We start from the raw sequence: 16,979 nt of genomic DNA on the forward strand, positions 1-16,979 counted from the left end.
CCTCAGCCGGGCCGCGGCAGGGCTTGGGCGAAAAGCCGCCCCGGCGCGACGCCCCCGGGCCCCGCGCCCGAGAGTCGCGCCATGTGCCAGGCCAACGCCTGGTTGCTGGCGATCACCGGCAGACCCAACTGCGCCTCGAGATCGTCGATGATGTCGAGCGTGCGCAGGTTGGTGCAGGAGAGGAACACCGCCTCGACCCCCGGCGCGCGCCCGGCGGCGAGCGCCGCGTCGCGGATCGAGGCCGGGTCGATGCGCGCGACCCGCGCCTCGACCCGCTCTCCGAAAGAGACGGTGACCGGCACCGCGATACCCGACGTCTCGAAGGCTGCGCGCAGCGGGCCGGCCACCGCGTCGATATAGGGGGAGACCAGCGCGACCGAGCGCGCGCCAACGGCGCCGAACGCGGCGCGCGCCGCGCTCAGCGGCTCGGTCACCGCGCGGGTGGCGGCCGCCTGCCCCACCAGCCCGGCCACCCGGTCCGCGCCGATCAGCGTGGTGCCCGAGGTGCAGGCGTAGCCGATCGCGTCGAACGCCGCGGAGGGGGGCAGCAGCGCGGCGGCGGCGGGCAGCGTCTGCGCCATCGTGGCGATGGTTTCGGGCGTCAGGTCGGCGCCCGAGGGGATGCGGCTGACATAAAGCGCGATGTCGGGGGCGGTGAAGATCCGCCGGAAATCCTGTTCCACGGTCTCGTCGACCTGAAGCACGATCAGCCCCAGCGTGGCGCGCGCACCGATCGGGCCGGTCAGGCGATAGGGGTGCGGGCTCACCGGTCGATCTCGGGCAGGTCGGCGGGCGCTCGGGCCGACAAGAGTTCTGGCCCCGACGCGCGCAGCACCAGGTTTTCCTCATGCACCATGATCCGCCCCGGGGCGATTTCGACGCCCGGTTCCAGCGTCAGCACCATGCCGGCGCGCAGCACGGTGTCGTCGGCCTCCGACAGCGAGGGCCATTCGGTCAGCGCCAGGCCCAGCCCGTGGCCGAAGCGCCCGGCGGCCGGCGTGACCCCCGCGCGGGTCAGCGCCTCGGCCATCACGCGGTGCACCTCGCGCGCGGTCATGCCGGGGCGCAGCGCGGCCAGCGCGCGGTCGGTCGCGTCGTAGAGCGCGGCATGGGCGCGGCGGGCGCCCGCGCCGGCCCGGCCGATGGCGAAATTCCGGTCGAAATCGCAAAAATACCCGTCGCGCACCGCGCCGGTATCCAGCATCAGCACGTCGCCCGGCGCCAGCGGCCGCGAATCGGCCGGCGAGATCACGTCGCCATAGCCCGAGGGCCCGGCCCCGCCCGCGACATAGCTGACCCAGTCGGCGCCTTCCTGGAGCAGCGCGATCTGGAAGTCGCGGAACACCTCGGCCAGCGGACGGCCGGCACGGGCGAAGTCGGGCACCCGGTCAAAGGCGCGGTCGGCCACGCCGCAGGCGGCGCGGATCTTGTCGATCTCGGCCTCGGACTTGACCTCGCGCACCCGGTGCACGACCGCCGTGGCATCGGCAAAGCGGCGCGGCGCGATCCGCTGGCCGACGCGGGCGTGATCGGCCAGCGGCATCCGCAGATGGGTTTCGGGCCCCATGGGCAGACCGATGGCCCCGCCCGCCGGAACAAGCGCGCAAAGCGTGTCGGCCAGCAGCGTGACGCCGTCATCGGCCGGGTCCGGCGCGGGCCATGTGCGGATCTCGGACACCCATGTGCGGCCCATCAGCTCGGCCCCGATGGCCGGGATCACCGCGACGGGCGCGCCCCGGGCCGGCAGCACCACGAACCAGGGCCGCGCCGGGCTTTCCCAGAACCGAGTCAGGAACCCCGTCAGGTAAAAGATGTCGGGCGCGGTCGTCAGCAAGAGCGCGTCGAGCCCGGCCCCGGCCATTTCGCCCTGAAGCGCGGCGGCGCGGCGGCGGTACTCTGCCGCGGGAAAGATCAGCGACCGCTCAGCCATCGGCGGCATCGGCCGCTGGCCGTTCGGGCCGGTCATGGGGTGTCGGCATCACCGCCTCCTGCGCTTGCCGGGCCAGCATATCGCCGCGCCGGCCGCATTTCCCGAAAATTCTGGGGCGCAGCCAACGCCGCCGCCGGTCGCGCCAAACGTCGCTGAACTGTCACGCATATGGCGCAAGCCACCCGCGCATCGGTCCATGATCGCCGGAACTGATGGCATTGCTGGAAGAGGCAGGCAGCAAGATGACCTCGGTCTCCCTACTCGGCTGGCTTGGGCTGGTCATCCTTCTGGCCGGCGAAACCGCGGCGTTCGCGCGCCCCTGCGCGACGCCCTGACGCCCTGAAGCCGGAGGCTGGCGGAATTTCTTACCTGTTTCAGGCAGATCAGAGTGCCGGGAAACCCAGGCTCGCGTGCCTTTGGCGCCGGGGCCCCATGACGGCCCGCCGGGCCGTCATGGCTGCACTGATGTCAACGCGGTTGCGAAACGACTATCCTGGCCACTTGGTCACGCCATCCTGTAATTCGGCGACTCGCGCGTGATCTGCACGTCGTGGACGTGGCTTTCCTTCAGCCCGGCCCCGGTGATGCGCACGAAACGGCTGTTGCTGCGCATCGCCTCGACCGTGGCGTTTCCGGTATAGCCCATCGCCGCGCGCAACCCGCCCACCAACTGGTGAACCACCGCGCCGGCCGCGCCCTTGTAGGGCACCTGCCCCTCGATGCCCTCGGGCACCAGCTTGTCCGAGGCGGCCTCTTTCTGGAAATAGCGGTCGGCCGAGCCGCGGGCCATGGCGGCAAGCGAACCCATGCCGCGATAGGCCTTGAACGACCGGCCCTGGTAGAGGATCACCTCGCCCGGGCTTTCGTCGGTGCCGGCCAGCATCGAGCCGACCATCGCGCAGGAGGCGCCCGCCGCGATCGCCTTGGCGAAATCGCCCGAGAACTTGATGCCGCCATCGGCGATCACCGGCACATCGCCCGCGGCCTGGGCACAATCCATGATCGCGGTGAGCTGGGGCATGCCGACGCCCGCGACCATCCGCGTGGTGCAGATCGAGCCCGGGCCGATGCCCACCTTCACCGCGTCCGCGCCCGCGTCGATCAGCGCGCGGGTGCCCTCGGTCGTGGCGACGTTGCCGGCCACGACCTGCACCGCGTTGGTCATCTTCTTGATGCGTTCCACGGCAAGAGCGACGCCCTCGGAATGGCCGTGCGCGGTGTCGATCACCACCATGTCCACGCCGGCGTCGATCAGCGCCTCGGACCGCTCGAAGCCCGCGTCCCCCACCGTCGAGGCCGCGGCGACCCTGAGCCGCCCCAGATCGTCCTTGCAGGCCTGCGGGTTCATCACCGCCTGCTCGGTATCCTTCAGCGTCAGCAAGCCGGTGAGCTTGCCGTCGGCATCGGTGATCAGCAGTTTCTCGATGCGCCGTTCCTTCATCAGACTCAGCGCCTCGCCGCGGTCGACGGGCTCTTTCAGCACGGCGAGGTTGTCCGACGTCATCATCGTGCGCACCGGAGTGGAATCGTCTTGGGCGAAGCGCATGTCGCGGTTGGTGACGATGCCGACCACGCGGCCCTTGGTGTCGATCACCGGGAAGCCCGTGAAATTATACCGCTCGATCATCGCCTTGGCGTCGGCCAGCGTCTGGTCGGGGGTCAGCGTGATCGGGTTGTAGACCACCCCGCTTTCGAACCGCTTGACCCGCCTGACCTCGCGCGCCTGCTCGTCGACGGTCAGGTTGCGGTGGATCACCCCCATGCCGCCCGTCTGGGCCATGGCGATGGCCATGCGGTGTTCGGTCACCGTGTCCATGGCCGAGCTGATCAGCGGGATGTTCAGCCGGATCGACCGGGTGACCCAGGTGCCGGTATCGGCCTGGTTGGGCAGCACCGCGCTGGCGGCGGGAACCAGAAGAACGTCGTCGAAAGTGAGAGCCTCGCGAATCTCCATGGGAGTCTCCTGCGGAGTTTTCGTTTGGCGCTTCCCTATTTCACGGGGGGGCCGAAAAGGAAAGGGGGAATGCGCAAGCGCCCCGCCCTAGCAGCAGGTCTTTTCCAGATAGGCCAGCAGCGCCAGCCCCTCGTCGTCTCCGATCTCTTCGAAAAACGCGCTGAGGCTGTTTACCTGGCTGCCGATGAAATACAGGTTGTCGTTGCCCATGCGGGCCTTCTCGGCAAGCTTCTGGTCGAAATACCCGACCCAGCGGGAATTGCATCCGGCCATGCGCGCGACCAGCAGGTCCATCAGCCGGTCGGCATTTCCGTCGCAGTCGATTCCGACGAAGCTGACATAGCGATCGGGTGTGGCGTCGTTCATGGCGGGGCCTTTCGAGCTTGGATCATGAAATCGGAAATCCCGATCACTCTAGTCGGGTGTCCCGTCGCCGTCTGTCAGCCGGACGACAGCGCCGCGCGCGTGACCAAGGTGCCGCAGTCGAGGATCTGCACGCGCTGGCGGTCGGGCCGCGCGATCACGCCCTCGCGGACCATCTGGTTGAGCAGCGTCGACAGCGTCTGCCGCGACGTGCCGAGCGCGGTGGCCAGCGCCTCGGTGGTGCCGAGCAGCCGGATGCTGTCGCTGCCCTGGATCCGCCGTTCGGACAGCAGAAACCGGGCCAGGCGTGCATCGACCGGCCGAAAGGCGAGATCCTCGATCAGGTTTAGCGCCTCGTGCAGCAGCACCCCGACCTCGCGGAAGGCGGCGACGCCCATCTCGGGCTCGCGCGCGATCAGGCCCAGCATCGCCATCACCGGCCAGCTTTGCACCTCGCAGGGCTCCAGCGCCTCGACCCAGCCGCGGGTATGCGTCACGAAGATGCCCCCGGGCCGGAGATAGCCAAGCGTCAGGGCGCGCGCCTCGCCCGCCAGCGAGATACGCGCCAGTCCGGCTTCCAGCACGAAGATCCGGTTCTCCCCGGCATCGGGCACCGAGATCGCGGCACCCGGCGCATGGCTGCGCCGAACGCCGCCGTCGAGCCGCGACAGCCATTCGGGGCCCGAAGGGGGCGGCGGGGCGGCGTCCATCGGGCGGGCTCAGGCGCGGGCGGCGTTGGTCTTGGGCGCCAGCCCGCCCTTGGCCCAGGCCTGCAAGACCTTGACCAGGATCGGCGGAATGACCAGCGTCGCGGCGACCAGCACCAGCCCGCCGGCAATGGCCAGCCCACCGCCCTGCCCGGCCGCGCCCAGCCCCAGCAGAAGGCTGGCGAACGCGGCCAGCGGGAAGGTGAAGGCGCCCCAGAGCGGGCTGAACCCCGCGCGCAGGATATAGGGCGCACGCAGCGCCAGCGCGGCGAAGAGCGCCGCGGCGAGCGCCGCAAGCCCGAGTGCCAGCGCGGTCTGCCCGGCCAAGAGCGCCACGGTCCCCAGCACCGCCGCCGGCGCGAGGTGGATCGCCAGCAGCGGGCGCAGCGGCGGCGGCGGATCGCGGCGGACGATCTGAACAAGGCTCAGCGCCCAGATCAGCACGGCCACCGCGCCCGTGCCGTAAAGCAGGAGCGCGCTCAGCCCGTCATATCCCAGCGGCGCCGAGGTCAGCCCGGCCAGGATGAAGCCCACGAATTGCAGGTGCCAGACCGGCGTCACCGCGCGCTGTTCGGCCGGGCCGGTCACCAGCACGTAAAGGACAAGCGCCGCCAGCCCGGCATTCAGCGCCAGCGCCAGCGACATCAGCCCCAGGGCGGCCCCGGGCGAAAACGGCACCAGCGCGGCGGCCAGCAGGTAGACCGACAGCACCATCGCGGCCAGCCCGGCCCGGCCGGGCAGCACCTTGAGATCCTCGATCACCACGCCGGGCCGGCGCAGCACCTTGCGCAGATAGGCCCCCGCGCAGAACAGAAACAGCAGCGTCACCGCGCCCAGCACCAGGTCGCCGACCGCCGCGGGCGCGGCCAGCGCCTCGGCCCCCCGGCGCCAGGCAAGGCCCAGGCCGAAGGCGCCCATGATCGGCGGAAAGATCGCCGGCGGGGTCTGTTCGCCGAAGCGCGGCTGCGGGGCGAGGAAAGGCGGCGGTGACGCGGTCATGACGCGAGCTTTGCCACGGCGGCGGGCCGCAGGGCAAGGGGCCTCGGACCGGCCGGCCGGCGCTCAGCCTTTGCGGCGGCGCATCAGCCCCAGCCCCGGCAGCGCGCTGGCGAGCAGCGGCAGCCCGGCAGCAAGGGGCAAAAAGCGCCGTGTCATCGGTTTCTCCTGTCGCCGCGCCATGCTGGCGCGCCCGGCCCGCCCGTCCATCGCCGGGGCGCACGGACGCTTGCCACCCGCGCCCCGGCGCCGCACTCTGGGCCCCAGCCAAGGAGGGGCCATGACGGGACATGGGTACGAGACCGGGCGGCTGGACCTGCCCTTTGTCGGGATCGCGAGCTTTGCCAAGCGGCCGGTGGTGGCCGACTGGTCGGATTTCGCGGCCGACGCGGCGGTGCTGGGCGCACCCTTCGACGGCGGCACGCAATACCGTCCCGGGGCGCGGTTCGGGCCGCGCGCGGTGCGCGAGGCCTCGACGCTGTTCTCTTTCGGCCATGCCGGCGCCTACGATCACGAGGACGACGCCACCTATCTGGGCCCCGAGGTCGGCATCGTCGACATGGGCGACGCCGACATCGTGCACACCGACACCGAGACGAGCCACGCCAATATCGAGGCCGGGCTGCGCGCCGCACTCGGCGCCGGCGCGCTGCCGGTGCTGATCGGGGGCGATCATTCGGTCAACATCCCCGCGATCCGCGCCTTCGACGGGCAAGGGCCGTTTCATATCCTGCAGATCGACGCGCATCTCGATTTCGTGGACGAACGCCACGGGGTGCGCCACGGCCACGGCAACCCGATGCGCCGCGCGGCGGAAAAAGACTATGTGACCGGGTTGACCCAGGTGGGCATCCGCAACGTGTCCTCCACTGCCCGCGAGGGCTACGAGGCCGCGCGCGCCATGGGCTCTGACATCCTGTCGGTGCGGCAGGTGCGCCAGTTCGGCACCGAGGGTGTGCTTGCGCGAATCCCGACCGGTGCGCGGGTCTACGTGACCATCGACATCGACGCCTTCTGCCCCTCGATCGCGCCGGGCACCGGCACGCCCAGCCATGGCGGGTTTCTCTATTACGAGGTGCTGGAGCTGTTGCAGGGGGTGGCGCGGCGGCACGAAGTGATCGGGCTCGACCTGGTCGAAGTGGCGCCGGATTACGACCCGACCGGGTCGACCGCGATCCTGGCCGCGCAACTGCTGCTGAACGTGCTGGGCTTTGTCTTTCACGCGCGCGGCGCGGGCGGCTGAGCGACGCCGCCGCGCTATCCCCGGGGCAAGGATATCACTTCCCTGAGAAAGCTGGGCGCGCCGCCACACCCCTTGTCGGCGCGCTGGCGAAGGCGCAGGCGTCTTTCGCCGGCGCTGATGTCGGGGTTGTCCCTGATGCCCTTGAGCACGGCGAAATCGTGAGACCTTAGCGACGCGATGCAGGCCTCGTCCACGCCGGCGCGGCGAAGATCGGGGATCAGGCCTCGGGCCAGTTGCGACTGCGCGGCGGCGGGGCCGGCGGCGACCAGCACGAGAAGAAGGGCAAGGCGGAACATGGCGGCCTCCTGTAGCCGTCGGGCGCACCGAGCGGCGAGGCCGCGCGCCCGGTCTATCGACTATTGCTGCCGCTTCAGCCTAGCGGGTTCGGCGGCAGAGGAAAAATCACGCTTTCGACGACGGATCATCCCTGCCCGGCGGCCAGCCCGCGCAGCGCGGCGCCCAAAGCGGTGACATCGGCGCCGACGCCCACGAAGCCGACGCCCAGATCGCGGTAATGCTCTGCCATGCCCGGGCGCAGGTCGATGATGCCGACCGCCTTGCCCGCCGCGCGGATGCGCCCGATGGCATCTTCGATGGCCGCAGTCACCTCGGGCGCGCCGGGGTCGCCCGGATGGCCCATATCGGCAGAGAGATCGGCCGGGCCGATGAAGACCGCGTCGACGCCCTCGGTCGCGGCGATGGCATCGAGATCTGCCAGCGACGCGCGGGTCTCGGCCTGGACGATGACGCAGATTTCCCGATCGGCGCCGGTCGTGTAATCGGCAATCGCGTTATAGCCCGACGCCCGCCCCAGCGCCGCGCCCACCCCGCGGATGCCCGCCGGCGGGTAGCGGCAGGCGGCGACAACCGCCCGCGCGGCCTCGGCACTGTCGACCATCGGCACCAGCAGCGTCTGCGCGCCGATGTCCAGTACCTGCTTGATCAGCCACGGCTCGGCCGCGGGCACGCGCACCACCGCCGCGGCCGGCGTGCCGGCCAGCGCGAGCAGCTGATCGCGGATCGCGGTGATGTCGTAGGGCGCGTGCTCGCCATCGACGAGACACCAGTCGAACCCCGCCTGGCCGGCCAGTTCCGCCACCGCCGGACTGCCCAGCGCCAGCCACAGCCCGCGCTGCAAACGCCCCTCGGCCAGCGCCGCCTTGAGACCGTTCCTTGCCAGTTTCATGCCGCTCTCCCTCGCCCGGCCGGAAAATTTTGCCTTGTCGCCACGGGCCGGCCCGTTAGTCTTTCGCCCAATAAGCATACAAGGGAGGAAACATCATGAACAATCTTCTGGGCCGTGTGGGGCTTGCCGCACTCGCATTGGGCTTTGCTACCGAGGCAATGGCCGAGGAATGGAATGTCTCGCTCTGGGGCAAGCGCCGCGCCTTTACCGAACACGTGGAAAAGCTGGCCGAGCTGGTGAGCGACAAGACCAATGGCGAGTTCACGCTGAACATCTCCTACGGGGGGCTGTCGAAGAACACCGAGAACCTCGACGGAATCTCGATCGGCGCCTTCGAGATGGCGCAGTTCTGCGCCGGCTATCACCGCGACAAGAACCCCTCGATCACCGTGCTCGAGCTGCCCTTCCTGGGCGTCGACAGCCTGGAGCAGGAGCGCGAGATCAGCATGGCGGTCTATGACCACCCGGCGGTGCAGGCCGACCTGGCGCGCTGGAACGCCACGCTCGTGATGCCCTCGCCGCTGCCGCAATATAACGTGGTGGGCGTGGGCGTGGCCCCCGAGTCGCTGGCCGATTTCGAGGGTTTCGCGGTGCGCGCGACCGGCGGCATCGGCGTCGCCATGGCCGCCATCGGCGCGGTGCCGACCTCGATGTCGGCCACCGAGGTGCGCCAGGCGCTGGATTCCGGTGTCGTCAAGGGCGTCAGCTTTGCGCCGCACGCGCATATGTCCTTCGGCACCATCGAGACCGGCGAGTGGTGGACCACCAACCTCAACCCCGGCACGGTGAACTGCCCGGTGGTGGTGAACACCGACGCGCTGAACGGGCTGTCGGACGCGCATCGGGAGGCGTTGCTGGGCTCGGTCGACGAGGCGCTGGACTATTACATCGACTACTACAACTCCAACACGATGGAGCGTTGGGGCCCGGCACTGGACGAGCGCGGGATCGAGCGCGTGACCTTCCCCGAAAGCGAACTGGCCGCGTTCAAGGAGGCCGCCGCCGGCCCCGCCGCCCAAGCCTGGATCGAGGAGAACAGCGCCCGCGGCCTGCCCGCGCAAGAGCTGTACGACCTCGTCACCGGCATGATCGGGCAGTAAGCCTTGGCCTTGGGGGCCGCGCCGCTGCGCGGCCCCGTCTCATTCAATCCGTATCGGAGCGGCCATGGCGGTACATGCCTCGGTCCTGGAGGATGGCAGCACCCTCAGCCGGCTCGACCGCGGCCTTTACCGCATCGAGCGGGTGCTGGCGCTGATCTCGGGTCTGGCCGTCTTCGGGCTGATGGTGCTGGCCGTGCTGTCGGTCAGCGGGCGCAACTTCTTCAACCAGCCGCTGCCGGGCTATGTCGACTGGATCCAGCAGGCGATGCCGCTGATCGCCTTCATGGGCATTGCCTTCGCGCAGCGCGACGGCGGGCATATCCGCATGGACATCCTGGTGGGCGCGCTGCGCGGGCGGGTACTGTGGGCCGCGGAATTCGTCACCACGCTGGCCATGCTGGTGCTGATGGTGCTGCTGGTCTGGGGCAGCTTTGCGCATTTCCAGCGCAGCTTCGACTTTGCCGCGCCGATGTGGAGCCGCGACTCGAGCTTTGACATCCATCTGCCTTTGTGGCCTGCGAAATTGCTGGCGCCGATCGCCTTTTCGGTGCTCTGCGTCAGGCTGGTGCTGCAGCTTTGGGGCTATGGCCGGGCGCTGTGGCTGGGCCTGAGCGAGCCCATCGCGGTGCCGCTGGTGAAAAGCGCCGCCGAACAGGCGGCCGCCGAGGCGGAGCTTTTGTCCGACACGGACGGGTAAGGGGGCGGGATGGAACCGATCGACATCGGGATCGCGGTCACCGCCGTTCTGTTCGTGCTGGTGGTGCTGGGCATGCGCGTGGCCTTCGCCGCGGCGCTGGCGGGGCTCGTGGGGCTGATCTGGATCTTCTGGTCGAAGAAGGGGTACGACCCCGACGAGTTCGGCTGGGCGCTGAGCGTGGCGGTCAAGACCGCGGGCCAGGTGCCCCATTCCAAGGTGTCCAGCCAGGCGCTCAGCCTGATCCCGACCTTCATCATGATCGGGTATCTTGCCTATTACGCGGGGCTGACCAAGGCGCTGTTCGAGGCGGCGAAACGCTGGGTCGGCTGGCTGCCGGGGGGGCTGGCGGTCTCGACCGTCTTTGCCACGGCCGGCTTCGCGGCGGTATCGGGCGCCTCGGTGGCGACCGCCGCCGTCTTTGCCCGGATCGCGATCCCCGAGATGCTGAAGATCGGCTATGACAAGCGGTTCGCCGCCGGTGTCGTGGCCGCCGGCGGCACGCTGGCGAGCCTCATTCCGCCCTCGGCGATCCTGGTGATCTACGCGATCATCGTGGAACAGGACGTCGGCAAGCTGTTGCTCGCGGGGTTCATCCCCGGGGTGGTCTCGGCGCTGATCTATGCCGGGCTGATCGTCGGGATGGCGCTGGCGATGCCCGGCTTCGGCCCGCCGGTCGGGGGCTTCACCTGGGGCCAGCGGCTCCGCGCCCTGCCCCCGGCGCTGCCTATCGTCTTCGTCGTCGTGATCATCATCTTCTTCATCTACAACCCGCTGGGCGGCGACGCGTGGGGCACGCCGACCGAGGGCGGCGCGCTGGGGGCCTTCGTGGTGTTCGTGATGGCGCTTTTGCGCGGCATGCGGTGGCGGCAGCTGCGCGACGCCCTGATGGAGACGGCCAAGCTGTCGGTGATGATCTTCACCATCATCTGGGGCGTTCTGATCTATGTCCGCTTCCTGGGCTTTGCCGACCTGCCGGGGGCGTTTTCCAACTGGATCACCTCGCTCGAGATGCCGCCCTTGCTGATCCTGGTGTGCATCCTCCTGGCCTACGCGGTGCTGGGCATGTTCATGGACGCGATCGGGATGCTGCTCTTGACGCTGCCGGTGGTCTACCCCGCGGTGATGGCGCTGAACGGGGGCGAGTTCGTCTCGGCCGCCGACAGCGCCTTTGGCATGTCGGGCCCGATGTGCGCGATCTGGTTCGGCATCCTGGTGGTCAAGATGGCCGAGTTCTGCCTGATCACGCCGCCCATCGGGCTGAACTGTTTCGTCGTGGCCGGGGTGCGGCCCGACCTCAGCGTGCAGGACGTCTTTCGCGGCGTGACGCCGTTCTTCATCGCCGACGCGGTGACCATCGCCACGCTGGTCATGGTGCCCGGCATCGTGCTGTGGCTGCCGAGCCTGGCCTGAGCCGGGCGCGTCACCTGAGGCCGCGCGCGTGCGGCCCACGTCGGAAATCGGGTATTTCGGCCAAGAAGAAGCAGGGCGGGCAGCACCCGGACCTCAGGGTTTGAGCTTGGACCGCTCGGCCTTGGAGTAGTTCGAGAAATGGCCCTCTTTCGCGGCCTGGCGGCGGCCCTCCGCGACCAGCCCGGCGCTTTTGCCCGGCGGGGAGACGCGCGAGAGCAGGCGCGCCACGTCGGTGCTTGCGCATTCGGGACAGGCGGGCGGGGTGTCGTCGGTCATCGGCACCAGCCGTTCGAAGGATGCCGCGCAGTCCTGGCAGCGGTAATTGTAGATCGGCATCGCGTGATCCTTTCGCGTCGGTTCGGGGGCCGGACGCAAGCCACTGTCGGGGCGCGGCCCGCCCCGTCAATGCCCGCCGGGGCCAGGGGGCCGATGCGTCGCAGGGCCGGGACCGGATTTGCCCGCCAGACATGCGCCCGCGCGCGGCTTTGCCCAACTGCGCGGCGCTCTAGCGCCACAGAAGCGACCGGCCCTCGGCGAAAAGGTGCACCCTGGCGGGATCGGCCGTCATGCGCACCGCCTCGCCCCGCAGCCCGGTATGCACGCCCGGCAGCTTGGCGATGACCGGGTCGTGCTCGGGCCTGGAGCGTTCGAAATAAAGCTGGGTGACCTCGCCCAGGGCCTCGACGATCTCGACCCGCCCCTCGTAGGCGTAATCGTCGCCGTCGGTCGCCACCATGTCCTCGGGGCGGATGCCGACATTGACCTTGCGCCCGACATCGTCGGGCCGGGTCGGGATGTCGGCCGCGATCGTACCGCCGCCCTCGGGCAGGCGCAGGCGGGTGACCTCGCCCGCTTCGGCGATCTCGCCGGCGAGCAGGTTCATCGCCGGCGAGCCGATGAACTGGGCCACGAACTCGGTCATCGGGCGCTGGTAAAGCTCGAGCGGCGGGCCCGCCTGGGCGATGCGCTTGTCGGCCAGCACCACGATACGGTCGGCCAGCGTCATCGCCTCGACCTGGTCGTGGGTGACGTAGATCATCGTGCTTTGCGGCATCGCCTCTTTCAGCTGCGCGATCTCGATGCGGGTGGCCACGCGCAGCGCGGCGTCGAGGTTCGAGAGCGGCTCGTCGAAGAGATAGACCTTGGGGTCGCGCACGATGGCCCGGCCGATCGCCACCCGCTGGCGCTGGCCGCCCGACAGCGCCTTGGGCAGCCGGTCGAGATACGGTTCGAGTTGCAGCATCCGCGCGGCCTTTTCCACGGCGGCGTCGATCTCGGCGCGGGTTTTCCGCGCGATCTTGAGGGAAAACGCCATGTTGTCGCGCACGCTCATATGCGGGTAGAGCGCGTAGGACTGGAACACCATGGCGATGCCGCGCTGCGCCGGCGGCACGTCGTTCATCGCCACGCCGTCGATGTCCAGCGTGCCGGCGGTGATCTTTTCCAGCCCCGCGATCATCCTGAGCAACGTCGACTTGCCGCAGCCCGAGGGCCCGACGAAGACCACCAGCTCGCCGGTGCCGATATCGAGGTCGATATCCTTGAGGACCTCGACCGCGCCGTAGCTCTTGCCGACGCCCTTCAGCCGCAGATCAGCCATGCCTCGTCACTCCCTTTCCTTGCGTCTGAGCGCCAGGCAGGGCTGCCAGGGCCCCAGGTGCACCGCGCCGTCGGGCCCCGCATGGGCCGAGTTCACCTCGCCGCCGACCGCGTGCCAGTCGCCCGGCGGCATGGCCAGCACTGCGGGCCTGTCCGACAGGTTGAAGGCGCAGAACATCTCGGCCCCGGCGTCGCGGCGGGTAAAGGACAGCACGTCGCCAGCGGCGCGCATCCCCTCCATCGCGCCGGTGGCCAGCACCGGGTTGGCGTGGCGAAAGGCGATGGCCCGGCGATAGTGATGCAGCGGCGCCTCGGGGGCGTGTTCCTGCGTGGCGACGTCGAGATGCATATGCGCCGCCGGGATCGGCAGCCAGGTGCGCGGCGCGGCGGAAAAGCCCGCATGGCTTTCGCGCGCATCCCAGACCATCGGCGTGCGGCAGCCGTCGCGGCCCTTGAACTCGGGCCAGAAGGCGATGCCGTAAGGGTCCTGCAGATCCTCGAAGGCCAGCTCTGCCTCGGGCAGGTCCAGCTCTTCGCCCTGGTAGAGGCAGACCGACCCGCGCAGGCACAGGATGAGCGTCAGATAGGCCCGCAGGGCGGCGGCGCTGAGGTTCCAGCGCGTGGCGTGGCGCATCACGTCGTGGTTGGAGAACGCCCAGCAGGCCCAGCCGTCGCCGGCCACCTCATCGAGCCGGGCGAAGACCTCGGCGATGTAGCCGGCGGTGGGCTGCCAGTTGGCGAGGAATTCGAATGCGTAGCACATGTGCAGCTTGTCGCCGCCCGAGGTGTAGCGGCCCAGGATCTCCAGCCCGTATTGCGCGTCGCCCACCTCGCCCACGGTCGTGGCGCCCGGGTATTCATCGAGAACGGCGCGGAACCGGCGCAGGAACTCAAGGTTTTCCGGCTGGGTCTTCGAGTAGAGGTGGCGCTGGTAGTTGTAGGGGTTGACCGCCGGCGCGATGGAATCGTTCCGCTCTTCGGGCGGCAGCGGAGGATTGTCGCGTAATTCCTTGTCATGGAAATAGAAATTGACGGTATCCAGGCGAAACCCATCGACGCCCCGGTCGAGCCAGAACCGCGCGGTGTCCAAGAGCGCCTCCTGCACCTGCGGGTTGTGGAAATTCAGATCGGGCTGCGAGGACAGGAAGTTGTGCAGGAAATATTGCAGCCGCTGCCCGTCCCAGGCCCAGGCCGAACCGCCGAAGATCGACAGCCAGTTGTTGGGCGGCGTGCCGTCGGGCTTGGGGTCGGCCCAGACGTACCAGTCGGCCTTGGGGTTGTCGCGGCTGGCCCGGCTTTCGATGAACCAAGGGTGCTGATCGGAGCTGTGGCTGAGCACCAGGTCGATGATCACCTTCAGCCCCAGGGCGTGGGCGGTGTCCACCAGCGCGTCGAAATCGGCCAGGCTGCCGAAGTTCGGGTCGACGTCGCAATAGTCGGATACGTCGTAGCCGAAATCCTTCATCGGCGAGGGAAAGAACGGCGAGACCCAGATCGCGTCGACCCCCAGCGCGGCCACGTAGGGCAGCCGCTCGACCACGCCCAGCAGGTCGCCGATGCCGTCGCCGTTGCTGTCTTGAAAGCTGCGGGGGTAGATCTGGTAGATCACCGCGCCGCGCCACCATTCCTCTCGCGCCATCGCCGCCCCCTATTTGACCGACCCGGCCAGCAGGCCGCGCACCAGATACCGTTGCAGGGTGAAGAACACCAAGAGCGGCACCGCGATCGAGATGAAGGCGGCGGCGGCCAGGATGCCCCAGTCGCCCCCGCGCGAGCCGAGCAGGTCGTCGGCGATCTTGACGGTCATCACCTTGGCCTCGTCGGTCGAGGGCAGGAAGACCTTGGCCACCAGCAGGTCGTTCCAGACCCACAGGAACTGGAAGATGGCAAAGCTGGCCAGCGCCGGGAACGACAGCGGCAGCACGATGCGGGTGAAGATCTGGAAGTCGGTCGCCCCGTCGACCCGCGCGCTTTCGATGATGTCGCGCGGCAGCCCCGCCATGTAGTTGCGCAGCAGGTAGACCGCCAGCGGCAGGCCGAAGCCCGTATGGGCCATCCAGATGCCCAGAAAGCTTTGCCCGACGCCGACCTTGAAATGCAGCGACAAGAGCGGCACCAGCGCCAGTTGCAGGGGCACCACCAAGAGCCCCACCACCGCGGCGATCAACAGGCCCCGGCCGGGGAACTCCATCCAGGCCAGCGCGTAGGCCGCGAACGCGGCGATCAGGATGGGGATGACGGTGGCGGGCACCGTCACGGTCAGCGTGTTGATGAAGGCGAGGTTCATCTGGTCGGCGCCCAGCACGCGGCTGTAATTTTCCAGCGTGAAGCGCGGCGGCGTCTCGGCCTCGAAATAGATGGTCGGGCCGCGGCGGCCGAAACTGTCCGAAGCCGCGGCGCGAAAGGCGCCGTCTTGCGCCACCGTTAGCGTGCCGCCGCCCCTCAGCTCGGCCTCGGACCCCGGCGCAAAGGCCGCCGGCGCCCGGCCGGTGATGCCGAAACCGGTGACGGTGCCGCGCGCGGCGGCAAAGGCGTCGGCGTTCTCCTCGCCCGCAAAGACGTTGCCCTCGATGACGTAAAGCCCGCCCTCCTGCCGTTCGGCCCCGGCATCGGCGCGGGTGCGATAGGTCTGCTCGACCGCGAGGGGGGATTGCCACCAGCCGCTGGCCGAGATCTGGTCACGGTCGCGGAAAGACGAGATCAAGAGGCCCACCGTGGGGATGATCCACAGCACCACCAGAGCCGCCACCGACAGGTGCACCGCCCAGGCGAGCCGCGACTTTTGACCGGCGACTTGCATCAGCGCAGCTCCTTGCGGGCCTGGAGGATGTTCCAGACCATCACCGGCAGCACGATCAGCATGATGACGAAGGCCACGGCCGTGGCCCGCCCGTCGTCGCGGAACATGTAGCTCATCATGTAGCTTGGCAGGATCTGGGTGCCGAAATTGCCCCCCGTCATGGTGTAGACGATGTCGAACACCTTGAGCACCAGGAAGGTGATCGTCGTCCAGACCACCACGATGGTGCCCATGATCTGCGGCACCTTGATGCGAAAAAAGATCTGGAACGGATTGGCCCCGTCGATGATCGCGGCCTCGACGGTCTCCTCGGGAATGCCCCTGAGCGCGGCGGACAGGATCACCATGGCGAACCCGGTTTGAATCCAGATCAGGATGACCATCAGGAAGAAGTTGTTCCAGAACGGGACCTGCATCACGTCCACCGCCTCGTCCGCGCCCAGACCCGTGCGGATGGCGTTGATCAGCCCGATATCGGCGTCGTTGGCGTAGACGAATTTCCAGATCAGCGAGGCACCCACGAAGGAAATCGCCATCGGCATGAAGATGATCGACTTGGCGATGTTGCCCCAGCTCAGCCGGTCGGTCAGCTGCGCCGCGATCAGCCCGAAGAAGGTGGCCGCGGCGGGCACCACCAGCACCCACAGCAGGTTGTTGACCACCGCCGTGCGGAACGTCTCGTCGGCGAAGAGCGCCTGGTAGTTGCCCAACCCGATAAAGCTGTCGCCGTCGCGCCCGTAAAGCGAGCGCCAGAACGACCCCACCACCGGGTAGGCCAGGTAAAGCCCCAGCACGAAGAGCGCCGGGAACAGGAACAGCCAGGGCCGCACCATGTTGGCGCGGGTGATGTTGCGCCCGATTTTGGGGCCGCGGGCCGGGAAGAGCACCTTGTCCAGCAGCAGGTTGGCGCCATAGAAATAGGCGATGCACCCGCCTACCCCCAGGACGATCGTCACAAGACCCTGCAACAGCGGCGTCATCGCACCCTCCCCGT

The 16,979-nt window shown here is 69.0% G+C and carries 18 protein-coding genes; 5 read left to right on the top strand and 13 right to left on the bottom strand.

Going from position 1 to position 16,979, the window contains the following annotated elements:
• Nucleotides 1-2: 2 nt before the first annotated feature.
• Together Ga0609869_RS12170 and Ga0609869_RS12175 are read right to left on the bottom strand one after the other, a co-directional pair.
• Entirely contained in the window at nt 3-767 is a 765-nt protein-coding gene (locus tag Ga0609869_RS12170; RefSeq protein WP_125404196.1) for a maleate cis-trans isomerase family protein, read from the bottom strand.
• The gene (locus Ga0609869_RS12175) at nt 764-1,930 is read right to left on the bottom strand and encodes a M24 family metallopeptidase (protein WP_125404197.1); all 1,167 of its coding nucleotides are present in this window, start codon (nt 1,928-1,930) and stop codon (nt 764-766) included. The genes Ga0609869_RS12170 and Ga0609869_RS12175 overlap by 4 nt, the downstream gene beginning before the upstream one ends.
• A 212-nt stretch (nt 1,931-2,142) precedes the next feature.
• Between Ga0609869_RS12175 and Ga0609869_RS12180 the strand changes: the two genes are divergently transcribed.
• Complete coding sequence (locus tag Ga0609869_RS12180) at nt 2,143-2,265, top strand: hypothetical protein (protein ID WP_281273268.1); 123 nt, start codon at nt 2,143-2,145, stop codon at nt 2,263-2,265.
• A gap of 170 nt (nt 2,266-2,435) precedes the next feature.
• Here Ga0609869_RS12180 and guaB read toward each other — a convergent pair whose 3' ends face one another.
• From guaB to Ga0609869_RS12200, 4 genes are all read right to left on the bottom strand, one after another.
• Nucleotides 2,436-3,884, bottom strand: a complete 1,449-nt coding sequence (gene guaB, locus Ga0609869_RS12185; RefSeq protein WP_125404198.1) for an IMP dehydrogenase — start codon at nt 3,882-3,884, stop codon at nt 2,436-2,438.
• 87 nt (nt 3,885-3,971) lie between these two features.
• Nucleotides 3,972-4,250 (bottom strand): N(2)-fixation sustaining protein CowN, encoded by a 279-nt coding sequence (gene cowN, locus Ga0609869_RS12190; RefSeq protein ID WP_125404199.1) that lies wholly within the window; start codon nt 4,248-4,250, stop codon nt 3,972-3,974.
• A gap of 74 nt (nt 4,251-4,324) precedes the next feature.
• Nucleotides 4,325-4,957: a Crp/Fnr family transcriptional regulator gene (locus tag Ga0609869_RS12195; protein ID WP_125404200.1), complete on the bottom strand. Its 633-nt coding sequence runs from the start codon at nt 4,955-4,957 to the stop codon at nt 4,325-4,327.
• Nucleotides 4,958-4,966: 9 nt separating this feature from the next.
• Nucleotides 4,967-5,953 carry a TDT family transporter gene (locus tag Ga0609869_RS12200; protein ID WP_125404201.1) on the bottom strand — a complete coding sequence of 329 codons (987 nt, stop codon included), beginning with the start codon at nt 5,951-5,953 and terminating at the stop codon, nt 4,967-4,969.
• A gap of 277 nt (nt 5,954-6,230) precedes the next feature.
• Here Ga0609869_RS12200 and speB point away from each other — a divergent pair, with 277 nt between their 5' ends.
• Entirely contained in the window at nt 6,231-7,193 is a 963-nt protein-coding gene (gene speB, locus Ga0609869_RS12205) for an agmatinase (RefSeq protein ID WP_125404202.1), read from the top strand.
• 14 nt (nt 7,194-7,207) lie between these two features.
• Here the strand turns inward: speB and Ga0609869_RS12210 are convergent, their stop codons facing one another.
• On the bottom strand, nt 7,208-7,489 hold the full coding sequence (locus Ga0609869_RS12210) for a hypothetical protein (RefSeq protein ID WP_125404203.1): 282 nt from the start codon (nt 7,487-7,489) through the stop codon (nt 7,208-7,210).
• A 125-nt stretch (nt 7,490-7,614) separates the two neighbouring features.
• Entirely contained in the window at nt 7,615-8,379 is a 765-nt protein-coding gene (locus Ga0609869_RS12215; protein WP_125404204.1) for an aldolase/citrate lyase family protein, read from the bottom strand.
• Between the two features lie 95 nt (nt 8,380-8,474).
• On the opposite strand from Ga0609869_RS12215, the gene Ga0609869_RS12220 reads away from it, so the two are divergent.
• The 3 genes from Ga0609869_RS12220 to Ga0609869_RS12230 all read left to right on the top strand — a co-directional run bounded on the left by Ga0609869_RS12220 (nt 8,475) and on the right by Ga0609869_RS12230 (nt 11,586).
• Nucleotides 8,475-9,479: a C4-dicarboxylate TRAP transporter substrate-binding protein gene (locus Ga0609869_RS12220; RefSeq protein ID WP_125404205.1), complete on the top strand. Its 1,005-nt coding sequence runs from the start codon at nt 8,475-8,477 to the stop codon at nt 9,477-9,479.
• Between the two features lie 64 nt (nt 9,480-9,543).
• Complete coding sequence (locus tag Ga0609869_RS12225; protein ID WP_125404206.1) at nt 9,544-10,176, top strand: TRAP transporter small permease subunit; 633 nt, start codon at nt 9,544-9,546, stop codon at nt 10,174-10,176.
• A gap of 9 nt (nt 10,177-10,185) precedes the next feature.
• Nucleotides 10,186-11,586 carry a TRAP transporter large permease gene (locus Ga0609869_RS12230; protein WP_125404207.1) on the top strand — a complete coding sequence of 467 codons (1,401 nt, stop codon included), beginning with the start codon at nt 10,186-10,188 and terminating at the stop codon, nt 11,584-11,586.
• A gap of 93 nt (nt 11,587-11,679) precedes the next feature.
• Here the strand turns inward: Ga0609869_RS12230 and Ga0609869_RS12235 are convergent, their stop codons facing one another.
• The 5 genes from Ga0609869_RS12235 to Ga0609869_RS12255 all read right to left on the bottom strand — a co-directional run bounded on the left by Ga0609869_RS12235 (nt 11,680) and on the right by Ga0609869_RS12255 (nt 16,965).
• Nucleotides 11,680-11,922: an FmdB family zinc ribbon protein gene (locus Ga0609869_RS12235; protein WP_125404208.1), complete on the bottom strand. Its 243-nt coding sequence runs from the start codon at nt 11,920-11,922 to the stop codon at nt 11,680-11,682.
• Between the two features lie 169 nt (nt 11,923-12,091).
• Entirely contained in the window at nt 12,092-13,186 is a 1,095-nt protein-coding gene (locus Ga0609869_RS12240; RefSeq protein WP_125404209.1) for an ABC transporter ATP-binding protein, read from the bottom strand.
• 6 nt (nt 13,187-13,192) lie between these two features.
• A complete protein-coding gene (locus tag Ga0609869_RS12245) occupies nt 13,193-14,824 on the bottom strand; it encodes an alpha-glucosidase (RefSeq protein ID WP_125404210.1) in 1,632 nt (543 codons plus the stop codon).
• Between the two features lie 9 nt (nt 14,825-14,833).
• Nucleotides 14,834-15,988, bottom strand: a complete 1,155-nt coding sequence (locus Ga0609869_RS12250) for a carbohydrate ABC transporter permease (RefSeq protein ID WP_125404247.1) — start codon at nt 15,986-15,988, stop codon at nt 14,834-14,836.
• Nucleotides 15,985-16,965, bottom strand: coding sequence for a carbohydrate ABC transporter permease (locus Ga0609869_RS12255; protein WP_125404211.1), 981 nt, complete (start codon nt 16,963-16,965; stop codon nt 15,985-15,987). The genes Ga0609869_RS12250 and Ga0609869_RS12255 overlap by 4 nt, the downstream gene beginning before the upstream one ends.
• Nucleotides 16,966-16,979 lie beyond the last annotated feature (14 nt).

Source organism: Rhodovulum iodosum, from assembly GCF_041020385.1.
GTDB classification, from domain to species: domain Bacteria; phylum Pseudomonadota; class Alphaproteobacteria; order Rhodobacterales; family Rhodobacteraceae; genus Rhodovulum; species Rhodovulum iodosum.

Excerpts from the sequence above, each read along its gene's own strand:
- cowN (WP_125404199.1), bottom strand. The coding sequence starts at position 4,250 with ATGAACGACGCCACACCCGATCGCTATGTCAGCTTCGTCGGAATCGAC.
- Ga0609869_RS12195 (WP_125404200.1), bottom strand. The coding sequence starts at position 4,957 with ATGGACGCCGCCCCGCCGCCCCCTTCGGGCCCCGAATGGCTGTCGCGG.
- Ga0609869_RS12180 (WP_281273268.1), top strand. The coding sequence starts at position 2,143 with ATGGCATTGCTGGAAGAGGCAGGCAGCAAGATGACCTCGGTCTCCCTA.
- Ga0609869_RS12215 (WP_125404204.1), bottom strand. The coding sequence starts at position 8,379 with ATGAAACTGGCAAGGAACGGTCTCAAGGCGGCGCTGGCCGAGGGGCGT.
- Ga0609869_RS12245 (WP_125404210.1), bottom strand. The coding sequence starts at position 14,824 with ATGGCGCGAGAGGAATGGTGGCGCGGCGCGGTGATCTACCAGATCTAC.
- Ga0609869_RS12255 (WP_125404211.1), bottom strand. The coding sequence starts at position 16,965 with ATGACGCCGCTGTTGCAGGGTCTTGTGACGATCGTCCTGGGGGTAGGC.
- Ga0609869_RS12210 (WP_125404203.1), bottom strand. The coding sequence starts at position 7,489 with ATGTTCCGCCTTGCCCTTCTTCTCGTGCTGGTCGCCGCCGGCCCCGCC.
- Ga0609869_RS12230 (WP_125404207.1), top strand. The coding sequence starts at position 10,186 with ATGGAACCGATCGACATCGGGATCGCGGTCACCGCCGTTCTGTTCGTG.
- Ga0609869_RS12240 (WP_125404209.1), bottom strand. The coding sequence starts at position 13,186 with ATGGCTGATCTGCGGCTGAAGGGCGTCGGCAAGAGCTACGGCGCGGTC.
- speB (WP_125404202.1), top strand. The coding sequence starts at position 6,231 with ATGACGGGACATGGGTACGAGACCGGGCGGCTGGACCTGCCCTTTGTC.
- Ga0609869_RS12225 (WP_125404206.1), top strand. The coding sequence starts at position 9,544 with ATGGCGGTACATGCCTCGGTCCTGGAGGATGGCAGCACCCTCAGCCGG.
- Ga0609869_RS12200 (WP_125404201.1), bottom strand. The coding sequence starts at position 5,953 with ATGACCGCGTCACCGCCGCCTTTCCTCGCCCCGCAGCCGCGCTTCGGC.
- Ga0609869_RS12235 (WP_125404208.1), bottom strand. The coding sequence starts at position 11,922 with ATGCCGATCTACAATTACCGCTGCCAGGACTGCGCGGCATCCTTCGAA.
- Ga0609869_RS12220 (WP_125404205.1), top strand. The coding sequence starts at position 8,475 with ATGAACAATCTTCTGGGCCGTGTGGGGCTTGCCGCACTCGCATTGGGC.
- Ga0609869_RS12175 (WP_125404197.1), bottom strand. The coding sequence starts at position 1,930 with ATGGCTGAGCGGTCGCTGATCTTTCCCGCGGCAGAGTACCGCCGCCGC.
- guaB (WP_125404198.1), bottom strand. The coding sequence starts at position 3,884 with ATGGAGATTCGCGAGGCTCTCACTTTCGACGACGTTCTTCTGGTTCCC.